Here is a 14,866-nt window from a genome sequence, read left to right on the forward strand (position 1 = left end):
TAACGACACGATGGTATGATTATAAATCAGCATAGAACAAGGAGCAAAACCAAATGATTTGTTTATGTCAGTCTTTCAACTAAATTAGTATTATGTTGAAAGAGTAGATTTCAATATTCGCCCCCTCTTTTTCAAAATACTTGAATTCGAATCGAAATAATATTCAAAAAGAGCGACTGCATTTAGTTAGCAATCGCTCTTATTATTTATTTACCTGGTCCTGTAGTAGTTTTCAGCTGTGTAAATGGGCCAGCTCCAAAACGCTTCACCTTGTGAAATAATGTAGCGGTCTAAAAAGATTTCAAAATTAAGACTTAGAGATGAAAGTTCTGTAAACTCCATAATAATAAGGTAATTTGGATCCCCACTCTTTAGTTTTTCTGTATCTAATATTAGATAACAATCATTCAACAGATGTGCAATCGGAATCCCGTGTTCACTTAAATATTCAATTTCTTGATGTTCTTTTATTTCGTCTAAGCTAAATATCTCAAGACCATCGCCTAGTGTTTCACCGTCTTCATCGATTGACTCATATATTCTCGCTCCATTATGGAGGGTTAAGAACGCCTTATAGTCTTCAGGAAGTTTGTTATTTTCATTTTCAAACTTTTCAATTTCAGCTGTAATGGCTTCGGAATTAAAAGAACAAGTTACCTCTCTAACTTCCCCTTCGTATGATATTATTTTCATTTGGTCAGTGCTATTCAACAATTCTTTAAGGCCAGATAGGGTGTTTTGTACAAAATGGCTCAATTTACTTATCCCTCCAAATCAAATTAATATGAAGCCCACCAAGGAGTTCCTGTTTGTTGATGGAGTTCTCTTGGCAAAGGAAATAAATTAGACATCGAGTTTTTTTCGCCATATTTTATTGGCAATTCATGATGTATATCAGCTCCCGGCCATTTTGTTCCCCACTTTTGATCTCTATATTTTATCATATATTACTATTTTGGTAATTATTGTAGTTATTTGTCCATTACATAAAACAAAAAATATTGACTAATGGAAATTTCCTGGTTAGAATAGGGGCAAGAATTGAAAGGAGCGATAAACGTGGCATTTTTACAACTATACTGATATACACACATATTATGGAAAAAACCACTTTGCATAAGGGGTTATTTGCTGTGTGTATAGGATGGATATGTTGTAGGAGTTTTGTCGTTCTACCGGATATCTATGCCGTTTTTTCAGTACACAGAGCCTTCTGTGTACTTTTTGTTTTGTAGGGATTTTTACATGATGATGTTACTTTTCTATTGATACGAGTTTGGAAGATAAGCTCTTTTCGATTACATGGTCATTCAGCGGTGACTTTGAAGGTGGGGGGAATGTAAATTGCAATTTTTATTATTCTTTTGATGCGAGCTTGAAATAGAAGCTCGTATCGATCCAAGCTATCGATACGAAATCACAAATTTCGGAGGTAGCGAATATGGAACAAATATGTTTTGAATTGGAAAATGTCGAAGTGACTTATTTAGATAAAGAGATATTGAAGATTGAACGATTGGCTGTACATCAATTTGACCGCATCGGCATCGTCGGGAAAAATGGTGCAGGGAAAAGTACGTTATTGAAGTTACTTGCTGGAAAAATTCAACCGGCAAGCGGAAAAGTAAAGGGTTACGTTGATCGTGGCTATTTTGAGCAAGTAGAAGCGCCTGCTGTTGCAGAGGCTGATCCAGCGTTACTGGGAAAATTAACAGTTCCGCGAAATTCAGGGTCGCTAAGCGGCGGTGAGCAAACGAGGCTGAAGCTTGCCCAATTGTTTACCCACTATTTTGAAGCGTTACTTATCGATGAGCCGACAACCAACTTGGACCAAGACGGCATTTCGTTTTTACTTGATGAATTACGCTATTACTATGGTGCGCTTGTATTAATTAGTCATGACCGGGCTGTATTGGATGAACTTGTGACAACGATTTGGGAAGTGCATGAAGGCAAGGTATACGTATATTCAGGAAATTACAGCGAGTACATGGCACAGAAGCAGTTACAACGTGAACAACAGAGGCAGGCTCATGAACAATTCATAAAAGAAAAGAGCCGGCTTGAAAAAGCAGCGCAGGAAAAAATGAAAAAAGCTGAAAAAATCGCTCAAGCTGGTAGGTTGTCAAAAAGAGAGGCGAATGCAAAACCGAATAAGACGTTCATGACGAAATCGAAAGGCACAAGCCAAAAAGCCGCACAACGTGCAGCGAAGGCAATTGAGCAGCGAGCGGAAAAGCTTCAGGAAGTCGATGCTGTACAAGAGGAAAGGCAAATCGTATTTCGCCAGTCAAAGCAATTGGAATTGCATAATAAGTTCCCTATAATGGCGGACCGATTGACTCTTCAAGTGAAGGAAAAAGTATTATTGGATGAAGTGAGTTTCCAGCTGCCGCTCGGTAAAAAAATAGCCATCACAGGCAGAAATGGCAGCGGTAAAAGTACTTTGCTTCACCATATTGCAAATGGTGGTGCAGGCTTGGCGCTTTCTCCAAAAGCGAAAATTGGTTACTTCCGTCAAATGAGCTATCGATTTGCAAGAGATGAAACGGTTCTGCAATTCCTGGGAAACCGTTCAGAATATGATGAAGGATTTTTAAGAAGCGTCCTGCATTCGATGCAGTTTGTCGGGACGGATATACTGAAAAGTGTTCAAGCATTAAGTGGCGGTGAAGCGATTCGCCTCCAACTTTGTCAGTTGTTCTTAGGGGAATACAACATTCTGCTTTTAGATGAACCGACCAATTTCCTGGATATTACGGCCATTGAAGCATTGGAACGATTTATCGCGGCATATGATGGGACGATCATATTTGTATCCCATGATCAAGCGTTCATAAACCATGTAGCCGATCTTCAGTATAAGATTCAGGCGAAGAAATTGGTTCAAGTGTGATTTTAAGTTCATGCCAAAATAAGCCGATGGGACAATTCCATCGGCTTATTTATCATCATTCCCTATACACATTAAGGATGAATCGTAACCGGTGTCCCGATTGGAACGATCCTAGATAATTCCTCCACGTCCCGATTATGCATGCGAATACAGCCTTTTGAGACGGCTTTACCGATCGAGCTGGGATCATTCGTTCCATGAATGCCATAGTGTTCTTTCGATAAACTCATCCACATTGTACCGAATGGGCCTCCGGGGTTTGGGGCTTTATTAACGATGATGAATTGCCCTACTGGTGTACCGAACAGCATTCTTCCAACAGCAATTGGATATTGTTTTTGCAGGACTCCATTCTTTAGCAGCCTTAGCTTACGATTGTTAACGGACACATCGATCTGAAATGGAATGGTATCAGGAGGGGGAAAACCAGGGATCATGATGGGCTGACCAGGATAAATGACATTTGGATTGATGTTCGGGTTAGCATTGATGATTTCCGATAGCGGTGTCCGGTAGTCCCTGGATATCTGTGTCAGTGTTTCACCTGGTTTAACTGTATGAATCAGTCTGAACACCTCCATAGGTTATAGTTGTCATGTTTCATTCTATGTGATTTTTCAAAAGTGTTTCGTAACTCGCTGTTATCTGTTTTTAATGAAATGTATATGTTAAGTAACTTAACCGAAAAGAAACCGAAATGAACTTTTGATAAAATAAGTTTTTATCGAGATGGATTTTTTGTTAGTTAAAGAGGGGGAATAAGGGTGGAGGAACATGTGAAAAAGGCTTTAGTGGAATGGAATGAAGAAATCAGTGATGTGTTAAATGGGATAGAAAAAGAGTATGAAGAAGTTAAGCGTGATCTTCAGGTTTATTCCTATAAATTCAATATTACCAAGCAAGTGGTACAATCAACTATAAATGATGAAATCATTCGAAATATCCGTGAGCTCTATCATAAACCTTTTGAACAAAAATTGAACGAATTGAAAGAATCAATAAAAGAGCTGGAAGAAAAGAGAAAGGTTTTTCAAATGTTTGTCGATAAAATTGAAAAGGTTAGTGAAAGAGAAGAAGGAAAACCGCAAATATCAGTCATATAAGGCAGGCAGCGAAGGCTAGGATAATCATAGCGACTCTACTATTCTATACACAAAAACCATGGCAGCGAATGTAACTGCTTTTTTTTGCTGGAATTTGCAAAAAAGCGGCCCCTTGTTTACCCCAACATCTACCAGGGTACACTATCCTATAAAAAGGAAATGGGGGAATTCTATGTGGAATGCGGTCTTTTGGGGAGGGGTTTCGGGTTCTGCTGTCCTGCTTGGCGCACTAGCCGCCATCTCCATTCCGATAAGGAAAAACATCATTGGCTATATTATGGCTTTTGGTACAGGTGTATTGATCGGTGCAGCGGCATACGAGCTGCTTGCCGATTCGGTGAGTGATGGAGGAATCTGGGCGACGGCGATCGGATTCATAACAGGGGCCGCCGTATTTACCGCCTTGGATTTTCTTATTTCCAAAAAAGGTGCGGATAAAAGGAAACGGTCCAATAATAGCTCTTCGAAGGAAGCGGGACTGGCCATTTTCATCGGGACGGTGATGGATGCCATACCGGAGTCGATCATGATTGGCGCAAGCTTAATAAGCGGTGGCTCGGTAAGCTGGTTATTGGTCATTGCCATCTTCATCAGTAATATTCCGGAGGGGCTCTCAAGTACAACTGGTCTGCTCAAAAGTGATTATTCGAAGAAGAAAATCATGCTGCTGTGGTTTTCCGTATTGCTCATTTCGGCACTATCCTCGATGTCGGGCTATCTATTCCTCGATCATGCCCCGGACTATATCCTGGCAGCGATGGCGGCATTTGCAGGCGGTGGAATCATCGCCATGATTGCCTCGACGATGATGCCTGAAGCATATGAAGACGGAGGACCGATTACGGGCATATTCACCGCCGCCGGCCTGCTTATCTCTTTGGTTCTGGATTCGATGTGATGACGATAAAGTGAGATTGTCCCCTTGGAAGGAAAGGGGACAATTTTTTTTGTAAAAATCTATCATAGTACGAAATAAGGAAATCTATCTTAAAAGAATAATTGTTGGTGTTAAAATATCATTTGAAATCATACACTCTTCATATAGATTTTAGACATTGAGGAGATGTTAGGAATGAACTTCGGGATGCAAATAGCGAATATGCTGGCCGATAATATAAATGGCTTCATTACATTCGTTCGGGAAAATCATGAAAATGAAAATAATTGCTTTTGTTTAAATAGAGATAAATTGTATCAATTGAAGCTTCTTGTCGAGGAGTTCAAGTTTCAAGTTTTGGCCGATGAACTTAAACGAATCAATCGGTTTACCTGGGATGAAAACTACACGCATTTATTAGTTGATAGATTCAGGAAAGGGATGGGCATCATTGAAGAGTACGTTGAAAACAACTACAGCGATTTATTCATTTTTACCGCTAGACTCTATACGTTGAATAACCTCAGCTTATTATTTTGCAAGGAGGAAGAATCGGGCACAGCCCTCAGCGAATAAAAGAAGAGCACATATTATATACGATAATATGTGCTCTTCTTTTATTCATTATAGGGATAGTATACTCCGAGCCGGCCTTATTTGCTTGGCATCGTGGATATATATTTTTTGACCACTTCATAAACATATTCTTGATTGGCAGCTGCTGTATTCGGGTTATATTTACCGCCGTTCACTTTATTATTGGATAGCACTCGTATACCTAAGAAGGGAACATCGTAAGCTTTGGCGATTTGCGCTGCCGCAGCTCCTTCCATTTCCTCTACAGATGTACCATATTTCGTATGGAACCACTTAATCCGATCCACTTCATTATTCCAAACGTCTGCAGAACCGATAGTGCCATCGACAACCTTACCTTTTGTGTAAGTATCTTTAACTGCATGGGCAGCTGCGAGTAGATCTTTATCTCCCTCGTAGAAGCGTGGTTTTTCAGCGTTAGGATCTTCTCCTGCACTTCCTTCAGAAGCCATTAGGTCCATCGGTTTCCAAATGGTTGGATCGATTCCTTGTTTTTCAGCTTTATCAGCCGTTTTTAATGAACCTAGGTTTACCGTTCTTTTTCCTAAAACAATATCAAAAACGTTTAAGCTTGGATCATGTCCGCCTGATGTTCCTTGATTGATGATGGCAATAGGGTTATACCTTTCAATGGCCAAAGCTGTAGCGGCAGCTGTGTTTTCCATCCCTTTACCTGTTTTTGCAACGATTACAGGATAATTGTCTAACGTTCCAATGTAAAACACAAAATCTCCTGATTTTTCTTCTTTAACATTTTTTAACCTTTTAGCGAAATTTTCAGCTTCAATCGGCATTGGACCTTGAATCATGATAGGCCTTTGAGTCTTTTTTTCGACCGTTTCATCTTTGGAAGCAGAACTGCATGCGGCAATCACCGACATGAAAAGTAATGTAATGATTCCTAATATCGTGTACTTTTTGAACATGTTTTTTCTCATTTAATTTCTCCTTAAAACATATTTATTCGATTGTTTGATGCACTCGCAGTTGCGGTCAAAGAAAAAGGTCCAGAACGGGCAGAATGATTACTGCCTTCTAGACCTACGATAGTCAAAGTAAAGATGATTAAGCAAAATGATTAGCTAAATCATGCGCTGCTCAAGAAAGCGGGCAGCCGAATACTTTAACTCGTAGTCTAGTTCTTTCACTGGGAACCAGGTAGAAACGCTCAGACCATATTTCCGAGCATATACGAGTAAATTACGATTATTACTTTGCTAATATAACAAACAAATGATAGATAATCAATAAAAAAGTGAACATTAAAATATAAAAATAATTTAATGTTCGTGTTTTGTAGGGTGGTGATTTGTTTGAAACGTTGATTGGAACGTAAGGCACTCGCTTTCGCGGGCGGTCGTGGAGCCTCCTCGGCTTGCGCCTGCGGGGTCTCCCCTAGACGCGCTTTTCCCGCAGGAGTCACGAACACCCGCTCCAATCAACTGAAACGTTTATTTAATATAAAGACTATAGGCAAACTGACCTTTCTTCTAATTTGGCTATAGTCTGGAGGGGGGAGAAATGGCTTATCCCGATTCATGATTACAAGACTATGGTTTTCGTGTAAATCTGATCGTTGATTGGAACGTAGGGCACTCGTTTTCCGCGGGCGGTCCGCCCTCGGCGCTCGCCTGTGGGGTCTCCCTTGGACACGCTTTTCCCGCAGGAGTCTCGAACACCCGCTCCAATCAACTGGAGCGTTTTTCAAATAAAAAAACTATAGGTAAACTGACTTTTCTTCCAATTTGGCTTTAATCTGGAGGGGCGGAATGGCTCATCCTGATTCATGATTACAAGACTATGGTTTTCTTAATAGTTTTTTTATAACCTCCTCATTGGATTGAAGAAATTTGCGACACTCCTGCCGAATAGCTGGCTAGCCGAGACCCCACAGGCGCTTGAGCCGAGGAGGCTTGGCAGACAGTCGGCGGAAAGGGAGCGGGTTTCTGAAATCAAACTGAAACTTTTTTAAAATAAAAAAACTATAGGTTTTGTCAGGGTCTATCATGATCAACCAAGGTTATGACTACATTACCCTTTTTATGTCCATGTTCTACATATCTATGGGCCTCGGGAAGCTGTTCCAGCGGGTAGCGTTTATCAATGACCGATTTTATTTTTCCAGTTTCGATTAGCTCTTTGAGGAGTAATAAGTCTTCCGTAAGTATCTTTGCTATTCCTTGTCCTTCGACGGACACGTATCGCCCGTTCGGGGTCAGTGCCTTCTTGCAAGCGGCTTTCGAGCTTTTCCCGACTGCATCAAAGATGATGTCATATCGTTCTTGTTTTTCCGTGAAATCCTCTTCCGTATAATCAATTACCTCATCTGCTCCCAATGATTTCACCAATTCAAAATTAGCGGCACTGCATACTCCGGTAACTTCTGTTCCAAAGTATTTGGCCAGCTGCACGGCTGAAGTGCCTACTGAACCGGATGCTCCGTAGATGAGGACTTTTTGCCCGTCCTGGATATTGGCTTTTCTGAAAAAATGCAGGGCTGTCGTTCCCCCAAAAGAAACGGCAGCGGCCTCCTCATAGGTAACGTTGGCAGGCTTCATTGCGATTGGCCCGTCTTCAGGTAAGCAGGTGTATTCGGCATGAGCCCCGAAATTCATTCCAGTCATGGCAAAAATCGGGTCGCCTATTTTGAATTTTGTCACACTCCTGCCCGTTTCCTCTATTTCTCCGGCCAGTTCCACTCCAAGTATTGGTTTTCGCGGTTTTCTAAGACCCAGGAAGATCCGCATCGGTAGCCATAATAAGAAGGGGCTCTTGAAGCTCCGGACTCTTATGTCCCCTGAAGCCACTGTTGCCGCATGAACCTTTACCAAAACTTCGTTATCCTTGGGTATTGGTTTTGCTACCTCTTTGAGTTCCAGTACATCGGGTGAACCGTATTTGGTGCATACCATTGCTTTCATCGCGTGTCTCCTTCGTTTTTGATACAATCTTTTAATACTATGATAGAAGCTGTAATATAAAACTACATATAAGCGAAAAGGAAGAATGAATGCTTAAAAGCAGCAGGTATTTGTCCGGCATCGGTCAGGGGCAAGTGTCTCGCTGAGCGGTCGAATCCTTAGGGGACATTCTATAAGACAAAAGGAGATGAAAGTATGACAATTAACGAAAGACCGAGAAGAATAATTTTAGATTTAGCAGTTACTTTAGATGGCTTTATTGAAGGGCCGAAAGGCGAAATTGACTGGTGCATTATGGATCCCGAAATGGGGTTCACGGATTTCTTAAATCAAATTGATACCATTTTTTATGGGAGAAAAAGCTATGATTTTTGGGGACAGTATACTCCGGAAAATGAGGTATCTGATTCTGAAAAAGAAATGTGGAAATTAGTTCATGGCAAAGAAAAATTCATGTTTTCCAAAACAAAAAAAAGCACTGATGATAAAGTAACAATCATAAATGATAATATTGTTGAAGAAGTAAATAAATTAAAGAAAAAGCCTGGTAAAGACATCTGGCTTTATGGCGGGGCAAGTCTTATTACAACTTTTATAAGATTTGGGCTGGTTGATGAATTTAGGTTATCTGTTCACCCTGTTGTTTTAGGGGAAGGGAAACCTTTGTTTATTGACATGAAGGAGAGATTGAATTTAAAACTGGCTGATACAAAAAGATTTTCCTCTGGCGTTGTTCAACTTTGCTATCATCTTAATGAAGGGTAATTGAAATGATCAAAATTTTTTTGTGAAAAATTCATAATTAGATAAGGCTCTTTTCGTAAAGATTGTTTTTAAAACGAAACGATTTAAGGTTGATTGGAGCGGAAGTGCGAGACTCCTGCGGGAGCAGCGGGACAGGTGAGACCCCACAGGCGTTTACGCCGAGGAGGCTCACCGCCCGCCCCGCGGAAAGCGAGCATCTGGAGGGGAAATCAACCACACCGCTTTACTTGGTAAATAGCAACAAAGTATGCGAAAACAGCCTTAGATAAAAAGAGTAACAATGATAAATTCACGAGTAAATCCCCAAAACTCACGAGTAAAGCCATAAAAAGGTATTCACACTTGATATGTGGATACCTTTTTTTATGCATATTGCAATTTATAAATTATAAAATGTAATATATATGTTGCAAAAAGTTAAATAAATCATATAATAGGAGTAAGTAATGGAATTAAATGGAGGTCGATCGATGATGGATTTATTTAAACGAACGAAAAAGATCACGGATGAGCGAGTTGAGCATGTAAGAAATAAAATTTATAAAGAAATGTATCACGTCATTTTGGCCATTTGCCTGGTGAGTGCACTTTTCAAACTATATAAATATGGTGCAGGCAGCGGGGAGCTATATCTGGAATTCGTGATAATCGTTGCAGGAGGGCTGTACTACTTGGCTCGTTCCATTTTCTTGGGTGTTTTCTGGGATGAAGTGGAAATGCATGACCGCACCAGCAAAACACCGATGAGCAGGAAGACGATTCTTGGTTCGGTTGCTTTAGCACTGATCATCGCTATATTCATGGGGGTGAATAGTGCTGTATCCTATGCGGATGGCAGTTCACAGGGCGTATGGTATTTTGTAATGGTATCGTTTGTATCCGTTATGATCTATTTGCCGATTTTACTTTTGTTTTTTGGTGGTATATACTTGCTGGCGAAGAAAATCGGAATGAAAAATAGCGAAGATAATAAGAAATTGTAGGTGGCTTCCCTTGAAAAATATAAAACTGAAGCTTGCGAGAGTAGAAAAGGACTTGTCACAAGATGAACTGGCCAAGATTGTCGGTGTTTCCAGGCAAACGATAGGATTAATTGAATCCGGAAAGTATAATCCCTCATTAAGTTTGTGTGTCGGTATTTGTAAAGCATTATCGCGAACATTGGATGATTTGTTTTGGGAGAAAGACTGATTAGGGATATCCATTGACTTGGATATCTTTTTTTTCAGGAATTTATCATCAAAAAATGGGGGAAGGTATAGATGGAGCGTGTAAGCAAAAATCTAACATTCGAGAGGGATGGTTTGATGGATCGTACGATTGGTTACTTACGTGAGATAATATCTAACTATACGGACCAATATCCTGAAGCACAGGAAATTTATAATAAAATCAAAAGCGGACATTTTCATTCTGAAGAAGAACTCGTCAATAAGCTATCCGGTAAAGAAGCCAGACTCCTTAACCATATTCTTCCTCAGGAAATCAAGCATGCGAAGGAAGCGAGTGATACGGAACGGGTCACGCAATTATCAGAGGTATATGAACTGATTCTTATATGATAAAACCTTGTCCATGATGATCATGGACAAGGTTTTGTTGTTTTTTATTCCATTTCACTAAGTGAATCCATGTGACTGGCTATCATGGCGATGATCGTGCTTGCTTCTTCCTTGCTGAAAATGAAGTTCGTTTCATCCTTTATCAGGTCATCATCCGCTGTCCGAATCCGATTGATCCGTTTTAGCACACCATCACCTGTTTCCTGAACGATACCGAATTGATACGTGACCTCCACTTCATTATCCTGGATATAGGCGGTCACTTCAGGCGTTTCCCAATCTACATCTATTTCGTATATATCGGAATCTTCGCCGTCTGGATCATATAAATCATCATTTTCATCATCCATATCCATAGCATATTCGTAATCGGCATCATCCTCTTCCAAATAGTTATGGAAGCTCTCGTGGACAGCATCGACGATATCTTCAATGTCTGTAAGGATGACCTTGCTGATCTGCCCTAAATCCGGCTCGAACGATTCCATATAAAATTCTTCATTATACGGATCAAAAAACAGCGTGGAAAAATAATCCCTCTCATTGTCATCCAGCTCTGTATAAAACTCGATCCGTGGATGCTTCGACCCGCGCTCCACGATCATACTGCCATTACGGTCGTATTTTTCACAAATTGATACAAGGTGATCCTGCAATTCCCCGCTAACTCTGTCAAACCATTCTAATGACATCAACATCCACATCCTTTCGTGATTATTATTTCCCAGAAAAGACGAACATGACGTGCCATTTAAAGCCAAATGCCATTTATCTTCGCATCAAAAATGTCAGTTATAAAAAAGTAATTTAACGGGAAAATAAGCTGAATAGCAAAAAAGTATTTGGATTTATGAAACAAACTCCGGTCGGCTTTTAGGCTCAGGAATTGCTGCAGCAACGAATTGGCTACTTTAATCTTCCCTATACCTTTCAATAATGAAGTCAATAAAATACCTGCTTGCTATTGGCAATACCCTTTTATCCTTGTATGCCAAAGTAATTGTCCGAATAATGGAGGGAGAGATAGTTTTCGTCACAATATTATAGGGACATTTATTTAAGAGAAGTTTCGGTAAAATCGAAATGCCAAGCTCTTGTTCAATCATCGACATAATCGCATAGGGATCAAATACTCGGTATTGGGTATCAGGTTCAAAATTATCCTGTTTAAAGCCTATTAATGGTTCATTTATAACTCCCTCATCCAACAGGATATAAGGATCTTTTAGCAAATCTTTCAATGATACTTTTGTGGAGGATGCTAAAGGATGATTCACTGGCAGTACAGCCAGCATTTCATCTTCCTGCAGGGGTATCGTAGTTAGATCCGAAACATTTGAATTCACAAAGCCAAAGTCCACGCTTCCTTCTTTAATCCAATTTGAGATTTCCGTATAATTTCCTTGATGTAATTCGAAATGGACAGTTGGGTAAAGTTCCTTAAAATCTTTGATCATTCCCGGTATCCAATGACATGTAACACTGGAAAAGGTGCCAATTCGAATAAGGCCGCTTTGCAGTCCCTCCATCTCTTTGTGCTTTTCAGTCAGTTCCCTATGTGAATTACAAATCTTCCTGATAAATGGCAAAAATTCCTCGCCATCTGGTGTCAGCGTAATGCCCTTTCGAGAACGTAAAATAAGAGTGGTGGAAAGTTCTTCCTCTAATGAATGCACCATTTGGCTAATGGCGGACTGAGTATAGCCAAGTTCTTCGGCAGCTTTTGTGAAACTGCCTGTTTCTACGGTTTTGATAAAAGCATAATACGAATTCAACCCCACTAACCCCTTTGCATTAGTAATTGTAATAGAACTATTATAAAAATTGGTTTTACTAATGTAAATGGAAGAAATAAAATATAGTTGTGAAGAATTATTGGGTCAGGAGTTGAAGTAGAAAAATAATGAGTATTAACGTTAAATACCGAAATATTATTTATGCCTTTTTTATGGCTTTTAGTATGTCCTTTTTTATTTCATTTATATTAGTCTCAATAAATAGTGGTTATGATCATATATTCTTATCTACATGGATGAAAACTTGGTCACAGGCTTTTATCTGTGCTTTCTTTGGAGCTTACTTTTTTCCGAGAGTAATACAACAAATAATGAGAAGAATTAATTTTGTAGAAAAACCGCCAATAATCGAGAAAGATTTCTTAGAAAGAGAAGAAGACAATGGATAATGGCCAGTAAAGAATTGGAATTCCAGTAAAAAATGTGGATATTGTTTTAAGGGATTTCCTGAAAAATAGTGAAAAATATGGATTTATAGAGCTGCCCAAATGATGGGGAGCTTTTTATGCGTTTCCCCTGAAAAATATTAAGGCCATGCTACTTTCATCCCATAAAAGTTTATATAGAGTGTGAAAGGGGGTGAGTGATATGGCAAGTCAGATTCCAGTATCAAGTACGTTGCGGATCGATTTTGAGACGGGGTTAAATGAAAAAGGGGCTCTCGTTTTCAAGCGGAGGGCATTTTCGAACATCAAGGTCGAGGCGACAGCGGAACAGTTGTTTTCGGCGGCTGGTTCAATCGCAAGTGTGCAGAATCATCCAATGGGTGAAGTGACCCGGGTGGATACGTATTCATTGATTGGCTAAACGGTTTTGATGTCGTACGAAGGGGAGGTGATTTGAAATGGCTAAAGTATTGGAATTGATTTTCGTTACGGAGGAAGGAAAGTCAGCGACGATTTCCGTTGATAATCCGAAGGAGCCGGTCGAGGTAAATACGGTTAAACTGGCAATGGAAAAAATCATTGCGGGGAACGTGTTCGTTACATCTTCCGGGGATTTCGTCGATTTGAAAGCGGCACGCCTTGTCGAGCGGAATGTCGAGGAAGTGGAACTTATCTGACGAACGGGAGAGTCATCAATGTCGGGCAAACTTGAATTGAGGTGAATAAAAGTGGATCAAATCCTGCCATTTGTCAGTGATATTGGGTTCCCGATCATTGTTACCCTTTATTTGCTTCATAGGATTGAAAAGAAATTGGATACTTTGAATGAAACCATTGTAGAGCTGCCAGATCGCCTGCGAGAAGGGATTCCCAAGTCAGGTTAAGGATAAGCGGGGAGCATCATGAGTGATATCATTCATGATGCTTTTCCTTTTAAATGGTAAAGTTTTAATAGATTCTAGTTTTATATCAAAACTATCGGGTATACATAGAACTGTAGCTAGTTCATCAAAAATCCAAACAATAAGGAGGAGTTTTAATGACTAACAACAATGAAAAAATGAGCAGGGAAGAAGCTGGCCGCAAAGGCGGGGAAACGACAGCAAAAAATCATGATAAGGAATTTTTCCAAGAGATTGGTAAAAAAGGCGGAGAGGCCACTTCCGAAAATCATGATAAGGAATTCTATCAGGAAATTGGCAAAAAAGGCGGAGAGACTCGAGCCGATCAACGTGATGGGTCCGATGATTGAAAAATGAGAAGGAAGAAACAGGACTTAATGGCGGGGAAAAGTCGCCGCTAAATAAAGACCTGAAGCATTTAGCTGATTCTAGTTTTACAGCTGTTCAAGCGGGTACATGACATATGTAGCTAGTTCAATGAAAATCCAAATAATAAGGAGGAATTTTTAATGACTAACAACAATGATAAAATGAGTCGTGAAGAAGCAGGCCGTAAGGGTGGAGAAACAACAGCGAAAAATCATGATAAGGAATTCTATCAAGAGATTGGCCAAAAAGGCGGAGAAGCGACATCCGAAAATCATGATAAGGAATTCTATCAAGAGATTGGTCAAAAAGGCGGAGAAGCTACATCCGAAAATCATGGTAAGGAATTCTATCAAGAGATTGGCCAAAAAGGTGGAGAAGCAACATCCGAAAATCATGATAAGGAATTCTATCAGAAGATTGGCCAAAAAGGCGGAGAAGCGACATCCGAAAATCATGATAAGGAATTCTATCAGGAAATCGGCGAAAAAGGCGGAGAGGCACGGGCCAATCAACGAGATGGTTCCGATGATGGAAAAATGAGCCGTGAAGAAGCAGGACGCAAAGGCGGGGAAAAAAGCCGCCGTTAAAATATAATCCAGGAAAACTCATAAATGACCGGCCGAGGGAAGTTAACATTCCCTCGGTTTTTTTATGCCATCCCAATGGAAATAACCTTCTCAGCACATTACAAA

19 protein-coding genes, 1 pseudogene and 1 riboswitch are annotated in these 14,866 nt (G+C 40.1%); of the genes and pseudogenes, 14 read left to right on the forward strand and 6 right to left on the reverse strand.

Going from position 1 to position 14,866, the window contains the following annotated elements; translation table 11 throughout:
* Positions 1 to 210: 210 nt before the first annotated feature.
* Positions 211 to 756 carry an SMI1/KNR4 family protein gene (locus BW986_RS00450; RefSeq protein WP_076364122.1) on the reverse strand — a complete coding sequence of 182 codons (546 nt, stop codon included), beginning with the start codon at positions 754 to 756 and terminating at the stop codon, positions 211 to 213.
* A gap of 685 nt (positions 757 to 1,441) precedes the next feature.
* Here BW986_RS00450 and BW986_RS00455 point away from each other — a divergent pair.
* Positions 1,442 to 2,896, forward strand: coding sequence for an Msr family ABC-F type ribosomal protection protein (locus BW986_RS00455; protein WP_076364124.1), 1,455 nt, complete (start codon positions 1,442 to 1,444; stop codon positions 2,894 to 2,896).
* 71 nt (positions 2,897 to 2,967) lie between these two features.
* On the opposite strand, the gene BW986_RS00460 is transcribed toward BW986_RS00455, so the two are convergent.
* A complete protein-coding gene (locus BW986_RS00460; RefSeq protein ID WP_076366177.1) occupies positions 2,968 to 3,462 on the reverse strand; it encodes a L,D-transpeptidase family protein in 495 nt (164 codons plus the stop codon).
* A 198-nt stretch (positions 3,463 to 3,660) separates the two neighbouring features.
* On the opposite strand from BW986_RS00460, the gene BW986_RS00465 reads away from it, so the two are divergent.
* The 3 genes from BW986_RS00465 (at position 3,661) to BW986_RS00475 (ending at position 5,452) form a co-directional block, all read left to right on the forward strand.
* Entirely contained in the window at positions 3,661 to 3,999 is a 339-nt protein-coding gene (locus BW986_RS00465; RefSeq protein WP_057276953.1) for a hypothetical protein, read from the forward strand.
* Between the two features lie 172 nt (positions 4,000 to 4,171).
* A complete protein-coding gene (locus BW986_RS00470) occupies positions 4,172 to 4,897 on the forward strand; it encodes a ZIP family metal transporter (protein WP_076364126.1) in 726 nt (241 codons plus the stop codon).
* Between the two features lie 174 nt (positions 4,898 to 5,071).
* A complete protein-coding gene (locus BW986_RS00475) occupies positions 5,072 to 5,452 on the forward strand; it encodes a hypothetical protein (protein ID WP_076364128.1) in 381 nt (126 codons plus the stop codon).
* A 77-nt stretch (positions 5,453 to 5,529) separates the two neighbouring features.
* Here the strand turns inward: BW986_RS00475 and BW986_RS00480 are convergent, their stop codons facing one another.
* Positions 5,530 to 6,354, reverse strand: coding sequence for a 5'-methylthioadenosine/S-adenosylhomocysteine nucleosidase (locus tag BW986_RS00480; protein ID WP_397221670.1), 825 nt, complete (start codon positions 6,352 to 6,354; stop codon positions 5,530 to 5,532).
* A gap of 230 nt (positions 6,355 to 6,584) precedes the next feature.
* Positions 6,585 to 6,688: riboswitch (purine riboswitch) on the reverse strand.
* A 779-nt stretch (positions 6,689 to 7,467) separates the two neighbouring features.
* Positions 7,468 to 8,394, reverse strand: a complete 927-nt coding sequence (locus BW986_RS00485; protein WP_076364132.1) for an NAD(P)-dependent alcohol dehydrogenase — start codon at positions 8,392 to 8,394, stop codon at positions 7,468 to 7,470.
* Positions 8,395 to 8,589: 195 nt separating this feature from the next.
* On the opposite strand from BW986_RS00485, the gene BW986_RS00490 reads away from it, so the two are divergent.
* The 4 genes from BW986_RS00490 (at position 8,590) to BW986_RS00510 (ending at position 10,721) form a co-directional block, all read left to right on the forward strand.
* Entirely contained in the window at positions 8,590 to 9,159 is a 570-nt protein-coding gene (locus BW986_RS00490) for a dihydrofolate reductase family protein (RefSeq protein WP_076364134.1), read from the forward strand.
* 470 nt (positions 9,160 to 9,629) lie between these two features.
* A complete protein-coding gene (locus tag BW986_RS00500; RefSeq protein WP_081395457.1) occupies positions 9,630 to 10,142 on the forward strand; it encodes a DUF6773 family protein in 513 nt (170 codons plus the stop codon).
* Positions 10,143 to 10,152: 10 nt separating this feature from the next.
* Positions 10,153 to 10,350 (forward strand): helix-turn-helix transcriptional regulator, encoded by a 198-nt coding sequence (locus BW986_RS00505; RefSeq protein WP_076364138.1) that lies wholly within the window; start codon positions 10,153 to 10,155, stop codon positions 10,348 to 10,350.
* 71 nt (positions 10,351 to 10,421) lie between these two features.
* The gene (locus BW986_RS00510; RefSeq protein WP_260320481.1) at positions 10,422 to 10,721 is read left to right on the forward strand and encodes a sigma-G-dependent sporulation-specific acid-soluble spore protein CsgA; all 300 of its coding nucleotides are present in this window, start codon (positions 10,422 to 10,424) and stop codon (positions 10,719 to 10,721) included.
* Positions 10,722 to 10,765: 44 nt separating this feature from the next.
* Here BW986_RS00510 and BW986_RS00515 read toward each other — a convergent pair whose 3' ends face one another.
* Positions 10,766 to 11,413, reverse strand: a complete 648-nt coding sequence (locus BW986_RS00515) for a hypothetical protein (protein ID WP_076364140.1) — start codon at positions 11,411 to 11,413, stop codon at positions 10,766 to 10,768.
* 219 nt (positions 11,414 to 11,632) lie between these two features.
* Positions 11,633 to 12,496, reverse strand: a complete 864-nt coding sequence (locus BW986_RS00520) for a LysR family transcriptional regulator (RefSeq protein WP_076364142.1) — start codon at positions 12,494 to 12,496, stop codon at positions 11,633 to 11,635.
* A 128-nt stretch (positions 12,497 to 12,624) separates the two neighbouring features.
* Here BW986_RS00520 and BW986_RS00525 point away from each other — a divergent pair, with 128 nt between their 5' ends.
* From BW986_RS00525 to gsiB, 6 genes and pseudogenes are all read left to right on the forward strand, one after another.
* Positions 12,625 to 12,906, forward strand: a complete 282-nt coding sequence (locus tag BW986_RS00525) for a DUF2798 domain-containing protein (RefSeq protein ID WP_076364144.1) — start codon at positions 12,625 to 12,627, stop codon at positions 12,904 to 12,906.
* Between the two features lie 199 nt (positions 12,907 to 13,105).
* Positions 13,106 to 13,324 carry a DUF1659 domain-containing protein gene (locus BW986_RS00530; RefSeq protein ID WP_076364146.1) on the forward strand — a complete coding sequence of 73 codons (219 nt, stop codon included), beginning with the start codon at positions 13,106 to 13,108 and terminating at the stop codon, positions 13,322 to 13,324.
* A gap of 37 nt (positions 13,325 to 13,361) precedes the next feature.
* Positions 13,362 to 13,580 carry a DUF2922 domain-containing protein gene (locus tag BW986_RS00535; RefSeq protein WP_053536155.1) on the forward strand — a complete coding sequence of 73 codons (219 nt, stop codon included), beginning with the start codon at positions 13,362 to 13,364 and terminating at the stop codon, positions 13,578 to 13,580.
* 51 nt (positions 13,581 to 13,631) lie between these two features.
* Positions 13,632 to 13,787 carry a YvrJ family protein gene (locus BW986_RS00540; protein WP_076364148.1) on the forward strand — a complete coding sequence of 52 codons (156 nt, stop codon included), beginning with the start codon at positions 13,632 to 13,634 and terminating at the stop codon, positions 13,785 to 13,787.
* 155 nt (positions 13,788 to 13,942) lie between these two features.
* A pseudogene (locus BW986_RS00545) lies at positions 13,943 to 14,140 on the forward strand (KGG domain-containing protein); the annotation flags it as partial.
* 174 nt (positions 14,141 to 14,314) lie between these two features.
* Entirely contained in the window at positions 14,315 to 14,761 is a 447-nt protein-coding gene (gene gsiB / locus BW986_RS00550; protein ID WP_076364152.1) for a glucose starvation-inducible protein GsiB, read from the forward strand.
* Positions 14,762 to 14,866: the final 105 nt, after the last annotated feature.

Source organism: Peribacillus simplex (assembly GCF_900156045.1).
Classification (GTDB): domain Bacteria; phylum Bacillota; class Bacilli; order Bacillales; family DSM-1321; genus Peribacillus; species Peribacillus simplex_D.